Below are 1,131 nucleotides of genomic sequence, written 5' to 3'. Positions count from 1 at the left end.
TGCATTCCCGTAAAGTCTCGCCAGTTTTCTTGGTGTTGGTCCAGGTAGGCNTCAAGGTAGATAGGTTCACCAAAGTTCAAGCTAACTTTACCAAAAGAGCGGCGTAGGTTTTTAAGTGATTTGAATAGGCCAAATATAGACTCTTTTTGCTTCTTGTTGCCACGAAGCTCGCCTTGATAAGAACTGCCCTCTAATACTTTCTCATAGCCGAAATAGGTGGGTACAAAGGCGATAGGCTTTTGTTGGTCACGGAGATAGGAGGTGACAGTCATCGCTACCATGCCAGCGCGAGGCGAAAGTGTGCGTCCTGTGCGGCTTCTACCACCCTCAACAAAGTACTCTACTGAGTAGCCGCGTTTGAAAATGGTGTGGATATACTCAGAGAAAACCGTTGAGTACAGAGGGTTGCCCTTGAAGCTTCGGCGCATAAAGAAAGCACCGCCGCGGCGTAAAATTGAACCGACAATAGGAAGGTTTAAGTTAATGCCCGCTGCAATATGTGGCACCATGATTCCCTCTTCAAATAATTTGGAAGAAAGTAATAGGTAATCGATGTGGCTACGATGACAAGGTGCGTAGACGACAGCGTGATCTTTGGTGACATCACGGACTTTGTCGACATTGTTAGCGCTGATACCGTTATAAATCTTATTCCACAGTTTATTGAGTAAACGTTCAAGAAAATGGATGGTGGATATTTGTAAGTTGGAAGCCAGTTCGTCTGCGTAGCTTAAAGCTATTTGTCTGGACTGGGCTGGTGTCTTACCTTCTTCACTGGCGTGTTTCTCAATTGCGGCTTTCACTGGGCCGCTATTAATAATGCCGTGAACGAGGTTTTGTCTGTGAGATAGGTTCGGGCCCAGCACGGTTTGGCGTACACGACGAAAGTGAACACGTAAAATACGAGCGGCTTTTCGAGCACAAATCTTCTCGTCTTGCTTACTTTCCTCGAGCATTTGTTGCACAGAAAGTGGCTGATTGAATTGTACTAGGCTGCGACGGCCGTGAAGGAGTATTATCAAGAGCTTTTTGAAAGGCCCGGATACCGCCCAGCCGTCAGAAAAAAGTAATCTAAACCATGACTTTTCTTTTTCGGGGGAGCGACCCCAAAATAAAGTGACCGGAACAAGT

At 46.2% G+C, this 1,131-nt stretch carries 1 protein-coding gene; it reads right to left on the bottom strand.

Annotation, left to right across the window (positions count from 1 at the left end; translation table 11 throughout):
* Window positions 1-956: 1-acyl-sn-glycerol-3-phosphate acyltransferase (locus tag A3766_RS25275; protein ID WP_231882991.1), on the bottom strand; the 956-nt coding region annotated here is incomplete at its 3' end.
* Window positions 957-1,131: the final 175 nt, after the last annotated feature.

The sequence above is a fragment of the Oleiphilus sp. HI0132 genome, from assembly GCF_001635845.1.
This window is presented reverse-complemented; position numbering and strand designations above follow the sequence as displayed.